2 protein-coding genes are annotated in these 796 nt (G+C 74.0%); one reads left to right on the forward strand and one right to left on the reverse strand.

Annotation, left to right across the window (positions count from 1 at the left end; all coding sequences use genetic code 11):
- Positions 1 to 212, reverse strand: a 212-nt coding sequence (locus AC2JF9_RS08040) for a hypothetical protein (RefSeq protein WP_500726760.1), incomplete at its 3' end; no start/stop codon positions are given.
- 82 nt (positions 213 to 294) lie between these two features.
- On the opposite strand from AC2JF9_RS08040, the gene AC2JF9_RS08045 reads away from it, so the two are divergent.
- Positions 295 to 796 (forward strand): hypothetical protein (locus AC2JF9_RS08045; protein ID WP_500726762.1); only part of this gene is annotated, 502 nt, incomplete at its 3' end.

Consider the following 796-nt stretch of genomic DNA (forward strand, 5'->3'; position numbering starts at 1 on the left):
ATCCTGCTCACCGAAGGGGGCTCCGCGAGCGGCGCGGAGCCCCCTTCGGTGAGCAGGATGACCGGCGCGGCGCCCGCCGCCGCCGCGAAGCGCGCCTGCCGCTCGACGAGCGTGCGCCCGGCGACGGGCAGCAGCGCGCGGAGCGTCCCCTCCGGCGTCTCCCGGTAAGCGCAGATGATTGCGGCGAACGCGCCGGCGGCCGGATCCCCCAACGCCGCCAAGGATAAGGGCGTTGGCCGCGGCTTGGAAGGCCTTGGCTCTTTCATGGCGACCCGAACATGGTAAAGTGCCGGGATGATGGGGGCACAGCCAGGATATGCGCCGGCGGACGCGGCGGAGCACAGCGTCCGGCAGGACTGGCCCGGCACGTCCGCCGGCGACCGGCCGGCCGATGCGCCCGCTCATGACCTCCCCTCCCCCACCGGCTCCAGGATCCTCGCGGCGGTCCTGATCCTGCTCGCGGCGCTGTGGATCGCGGCCGCGGGCTGGCTGTTCGCGCGAACCGTCGCCGGAGCGGGCCTCGCGGCGATCGTGCCGGCGGTGGCGACGGCATCGGCGCCGCTCATCCTGCTGGGGCTGGCCTGGCTGATCTTCGGCCGGACCAGCCGCCGCGAGAGCGAGCGCTTCCTGCGCGCGGTGACGACGCTCAAGGGCGAGAGCGCGGCGCTCGAAAGCGTGCTCCAGATCATGACCAGGCGGATCGAGGAGAGCCATGCCCGCCTCGGCGACGAGACGGCGCGCCTGATGGCGCTCGGCGACGAGGCGTCGGACCGGCTGGGGCGCGTCGCCCATTATC

This window comes from Lactobacillus sp. C449L (assembly GCF_059900815.1).